The 5,568-nt window shown below is 73.9% G+C and carries 4 protein-coding genes and 1 pseudogene; 3 read left to right on the top strand and 2 right to left on the bottom strand.

Annotated elements, in window-relative coordinates; all coding sequences use genetic code 11:
- Both ABZ719_RS37160 and ABZ719_RS37155 read left to right on the top strand, forming a co-directional pair.
- A partial coding sequence (locus ABZ719_RS37160; protein ID WP_366729588.1) for a glycoside hydrolase family 3 C-terminal domain-containing protein occupies positions 1-1,454 on the top strand: 1,454 nt, incomplete at its 5' end.
- Positions 1,455-1,653: 199 nt separating this feature from the next.
- Positions 1,654-1,923: pseudogene (locus ABZ719_RS37155) on the top strand (serine hydrolase domain-containing protein); the annotation flags it as partial.
- A 294-nt stretch (positions 1,924-2,217) separates the two neighbouring features.
- Here the strand turns inward: ABZ719_RS37155 and ABZ719_RS37150 are convergent.
- A complete protein-coding gene (locus ABZ719_RS37150) occupies positions 2,218-2,796 on the bottom strand; it encodes a helix-turn-helix domain-containing protein (RefSeq protein WP_366729587.1) in 579 nt (192 codons plus the stop codon).
- Positions 2,797-2,806: 10 nt separating this feature from the next.
- Entirely contained in the window at positions 2,807-4,138 is a 1,332-nt protein-coding gene (locus ABZ719_RS37145; RefSeq protein WP_366729586.1) for a family 1 glycosylhydrolase, read from the bottom strand.
- A gap of 255 nt (positions 4,139-4,393) precedes the next feature.
- On the opposite strand from ABZ719_RS37145, the gene ABZ719_RS37140 reads away from it, so the two are divergent.
- The coding region (locus ABZ719_RS37140; protein ID WP_366729585.1) for a family 20 glycosylhydrolase at positions 4,394-5,568 on the top strand (1,175 nt) is incomplete at its 3' end.

The following is a 5,568-nucleotide window of genomic DNA, read 5'->3' as shown; positions in this document are numbered from 1 at the left end:
ACCGGTGCATCGTGCTCCTGAAGAACGACTCGGCGCTGCTGCCCCTCGATCCGGCGTCGGGAAGCGTGGCGGTCATCGGTGAACTGGCCCGCACCCCGCGCTACCAGGGCGCGGGCAGTTCCCAGGTGACGCCGACCCGCCTGGACACACCCCTGGACTGCCTGCGTCGGCTCTCCCGCGGCGCCCGGGTGGAATTCGCCGCGGGCTACGTGCTCCCGGGGGCCGCGCCGGCGGACACGACAGGGAAGGGGGCCCCGGGCCTGGACGGGAACGCGGCCCCGGATGCGAACGCGGACACGGACCCGGAGGTGGCCCTGGCCGGCGAAGCCGTACGGCTCGCGGCCGCGAGCGACACCGTCGTGCTCTTCCTGGGCCTCCCCGCCCAGGACGAGTCGGAGGGCTTCGACCGCGCCCACATCGACCTGCCGGCCGTCCAGCTGCGCCTGCTGGAACAGGTCCGGGCCGTCAACCGCGGCGTGTGCGTGGTGCTGTCCAACGGCGGCGTGGTCCGCACCGCGCCCTGGCAGGCGACCGTACCCGCCCTGGTCGAGGGCTGGCTGCTCGGCCAGGCCGGCGGCGGGGCGCTCGCCCGGGTGCTCTTCGGCGTGGTCAATCCCTCCGGCAAGCTGGCCGAGACCGTCCCGCTGCGGCTGGAGGACTCGCCCAGCCACCTTTCCTTCCCGGGCGAGGAGGGCCGGGTCCGCTACGGCGAGGGCGTCTTCGTCGGATACCGCGGCTACGACGCCCGCCGCAGCGAGGTCGCCCACCCCTTCGGCCACGGGTTGTCGTACACCACGTTCGCGTACTCCGGGCTGCGCGTCGTCCAGGACGAAGAGGGCGCGGCGTTCACCGTGTCGTTGACCGTCACCAACACCGGGGACCGCACGGGCCGCGAGGTCGTCCAGATCTACAGCAGCGGCCCGGCCGCCTCCGTGGTCGCCCGGCCGCCGAGGGAGCTGCGCGGCTTCGCCTCGGTGTCCCCGGCCCCCGGCGAGAGCTGCGAGGTGGTGGTGGAGCTGGCGCGCGACGACCTCGCGTACTACAGCGAACGCGAGGGCCGCCGGCGGGTGGAGGGCGGTGTCTACCGCATCGAGGCGGGCTCCTCCTCGCGTGACATCCGCCTGTCGGCCGAGGTGAGCGTCGCCGGTGACCCCTCCCGTCTGCGCCTGAGCGGACGCAGCACGCTCGCGGAGTGGCTCGCGCACCCTGTGGGCGGCCCGCTGCTGAGCGAGAGGTTCGCCCGGGCCAGGCCGCAGGGGGCGGGGCCGGGTGCCATGGACGATCCGGTGATGCGCAGGTTCCTCGCGGGGATTCCGCTCGACGTGATCTCGGAGTTCCCGCAGAGTCCCGTACCGCCCGAGGAGGTGGCCGAACTGGCCGCTCTGGTCGCCGCCGCAGCGCACGGCCGGGACGGCCAAGGCGACCGGGACGGCCAAGACAGGCAAGACAGGTAAGGCGGGCGGGGCGGACAAGGTGGACAAGGCGGTCGGGAGTGAGGAGGGGAGTGACGTGACGAACGGGGCGGTGGCGGCGGCCGACGGGAGTGTGCAACCCGGCTGGGAGGGGATGCGGGACGCCTTCGCCCGGGGCCAGGCGCACGATCCGGGTGCCGCTCGGCCAGTGCTGTGACCGGACGTCCATCACCACGGCCGGCCGGTCGCGGACCTGTGGTCCGCGGGCACCGCGACGCCGCCTGACACCCGACCGTTCGGGCCGGACCGGATCGGCGTGCTGATGTCCGTGCCGAAGGCCAAGGTCGCCGACTGCGCCGACCTGCTGTGCGAACGGGACGACCTGGACCGGGACGCGCCCATCGCGCGGTACTGGCCGGAGTTCGCGGTGCAGGGCAGGGCGGACACGACGGGGGCCGACCTGCTCGCCCACCGCGCCGGACTGCCGGCCTTCAGGCATCCGGCGGCGAACTGGACGCGGTCATCGACGCGTTCGGCATGCGACAGGGCAGGGCCTGCGAGCTTCCGGCCACGGGGCCTCGGCAACGCCCGCTCGCTGTCCCGGCCGCACGCCCCGCTCATCGGCCAGGTCGACGGTCTACGGCGTGCGGCCGTTGTCCCGGGCCACCCCGACCGGGCCCGCACCCCGTGCACCGATCACCTGCCGCGTGCCGCGACCAGCGCCCCGGATGTCCCCCGCGCGTCGCGGCCGCCGCCCGTGGCGGACCGGCCGGGCGCCCCGCGCGTCCCCTGCGCCTCCTCCCGGTCAGGCGCCCGGCTCCGCTGCGAGGAGCCGCATGATGTCGTCGATCGGCTGCTCCATGTCCACCGACCGGTCGATGAGCCACTGCAACTGGATGCCGTCGGCCACCGCCAGCAGCAGGACCGCCAGGCGTTCGGCGGGGACCACGGTGGTCATCCGGCCTTCGTCCATCCGTTTCTGGACGAAGGCGGCGACACGATCCCGCAGGACCGGATAGCGCTGGGCGAAGTGCTCGTGCGCCGGGTGACCGGGGTCGCCGGCCGCCGCCGCCATGGACACGAACAGCTCCACCAGACCGGGGGTCCGGGCACTCTCCCGGATGATCTCCCGGTAACTCTCGGGGCTGGTGCGCTCGTCCTGCCGGACGCGGGCCGTCTCGTCCCGCATCCGCAGCACCTGCGTCAGCAGGTCTTCCTTGGAGTCGAAGTAGTGCATCAGGCCGGGCAGGCTGAGATTGCACCGGGCGGCGACCTTGCGCAGCGAGGTCCCCCGGTACCCTTCGGCCGCGAAGATCTCCAGAGCCGCGTGCAGGATCTCGGTGCGCTTCGCCTCGCCCTTCTCGTAAGGACCCCGTTTCGCCATGCCGACCAGCCTAACCCGCGGCCGGGACGCCGGTGGGGGCGGTGGCCGGGCCGCCGGGGATACGTCCGGCGCGGGCCAGCGAGCCCAGCCAGCGGGCCGATTCCTTGGGCGTGCGGGCGAAGGTGTGCGGGTCGACCGAGATGAGTCCGAACGTCGGCCGGTAGGAACCCCACTCGTAGTTGTCCAGGGCGCTCCAGTGCAGATAACCGCGCACGTCGACGCCGTCGCGCATGGCCGCCGCCAGGCTTGCCAGGGCATCCGCGGTGTAGGCGATCCGCAGGGCGTCGTCGCCGGTGGCGATGCCGTTCTCGGTGACCAGGACGGGCACGTGCGGGCCGACGACACGGGCTGTGTGCCGCACCGCCTCGCCCAGGGCCTCGGGATAGACCTCCCAGCCGGTCAGCGTGGTGGCGGCGCCCGTCGGCACGGGGAGCGGGCCGTCGGGGCCGACCCGGTGACGGGTGTACGCCTGCACGCCGACCCAGTCGTCCTCGCGGGCCGCCTCCAGGAAGACGTCCTCGCGCGGCCAGGCGTAGGCGGCGGTGACGTCCTCGGCTCCCGGTTCGGCGTGGTAGACCTGGTTGGCCACCGTCCAGCCCACCTGCAGCCCGGGCACGGACGATCTCAGGACGGCGGACGCGGCCCGGTGGGCGCGGATCAGCGCCCGGGTGACCTCGGGGTCCGGCTCGACCGCGCCGGGATCGAAGACCGCGGCACCCTTCTGGCGTTCGTGAGCCGGAGCTTCCGGAGCGGGCGAAGCTGCCGGAGATGGCAGGGGCCCCGCGGCGGGGCCGCCGGTGCGCCGGGCGGCCCCGCGCACCAGGGTGTGGATCAGCGCGACCATGTTCGGTTCGTTGATGGTGGCCGCGTAACGCGCGCCCGCGCCGAGGATCTCGCCGGCCGTCTGAGCGTAGGCCGCGAAAAGCTCACTCGAATGCGGTGACGCCCAGCCCCCGAGTTCGCTGAACCAGCGTGGCGAGGTGAAGTGGTGCAGGGTCACCACCGGGGTGAGACCCCGTTCCAGGGCACCGGTCACCATCGCGCGGTAGTGGGCGACGGCCGCGCGGGACACCTGACCGCGCTCGGGTTCGATGCGTGCCCACTCGATGCTGAACCGGTAGGCGTTGAAGCCGAGTTCACTCAGCATCCGCATGTCCTCCGGCCAGCGGTGGAAGCTGTCGGCCGCGTCCCCGCTGCGCTCGGCGACGAAGCTGCCCGGCCGGTTCTCCAGGGCCCACCAGTCACTGGAGACGTTGTTCCCCTCGACCTGGTGGGCGGAGGTGGAGGCACCCAGCAGGAAGCCGTCCGGCAGCACGAGACCGGGCTCGTTCGAGGGGGTCATGGAGGGACTCCTTCCGCGGGGAGCCGGGGCGGCGGACGGCCGGGGCGCGACTCCATGAAAAGCGTTCATTGATCGGTTTTCGTGTTAGCGTACAGGTGGACCCGGCCCGGCAGGAAGAGGCGACAGGGCCTCCCGCGGGGACACGGCCCGCCGCACCAGGGGCCCGGCGCCGCCCTGACACGGACGCCGGGCCCCTGGCCCCGGCTCGCCCACGGCGGCCGGTACAGGTCCCGGACCAGCCCGTTGGAGGAGACCATGAACGCCGTCATTCCCCGTCCCGCGCGGCAGGCAGCGGCAGCCGGCGGCGGAGGCCCGTCCGTCGCCGGGCCCTGGCGGATCCGCCCCTCCGACGGCCGGCTCGCCGCCGTCGCCGGGACAGTGCGCGCACTGCTGGAACCGCACCTGGGCGAACGTCTGCTGCCACCGGGCCCCGACGACAGCGCCGCGGACACCGGCCCCGCCGCCCTCACCCTCACCCTCGACCTGGACGAGGCGTCCCCCGCACCGCACCGCACCCCGGTGGGCATCAGCCCGCGCGGCCTGCCGGAGCCGGTGGACGAGTCCCACCGCCTCACGGTCACCGACCGCGGCATCATCTGCCGGGCCGCCACCCCCGAGGGCGTCTTCCGGGCCGCCACCACGGCCGTCCAGCTGCTCACCGCGTCCGACGGCACCCTTGCGCCGCAGGAACTGACGGACGCACCGCACTACGCGTGGCGCGGCCTCATGGTCGATCCGGCGCGCGGTCACCTCACCCCGGACGAGCTGCGCCGCCTCATCGATCTGGCGGCGCTCTACAAACTGAACGTGCTGCACCTGCACCTGACGGACAACGAGGGCTGGCGGCTGCACATCCCCGCCGAGCCCCGGCTGACCGCCCCCCGTGACGACGGCACGGTGCGCCCGTTCTACACCCCCGAGGACTACCGCGACCTGCAGGAGTACGCGGCGGAGCGCTTCGTGACCGTCGTCCCCGAGATCGACCTGCCCGGCCACTGCGCCGCCCTGCGCGAGGCCGTGCCGGGGCTTCCGGCCGCGCCCGCACCGGAAGGCCTCGCGGGCCGCTTCCCGTTCGTGCCGCCGCTCGACCTGGCGGACCCGGCGACCCATGACGTCGTGGCCGCGATCCTGGCCGACGTGTGCCGGCTGACCACCGGTCCCTACGTGCACATCGGCGGGGACGAGGCCGTCGGGATGACGGCGGAGAGCTTCGCCCTCGCGGTCCGCGAACTGCGCGCCCTGGTCGAGGCGTCCGGGAAACGGCCACTGGCCTGGCAGGAGTCCTCGCGGGCGGGAGTCACCGAGGACACCGTCGTCCAGTTCTGGGTGGATGCGCGCCCAGTTGCCGTGGGGGGCGCCGTAGAGCTTGAACGCGTCAGCCGACGCTGCCCTCACGGCATGCACTGCCGACGGCCCTGCCTCACCCCGTA

Source organism: Streptomyces sp. NPDC006743 (genome assembly GCF_040703815.1).
Taxonomy (GTDB): domain Bacteria; phylum Actinomycetota; class Actinomycetes; order Streptomycetales; family Streptomycetaceae; genus Streptomyces.
Note: the sequence above shows the minus strand (reverse complement) of the source record. Positions and strands in the feature narration are given on the sequence as shown.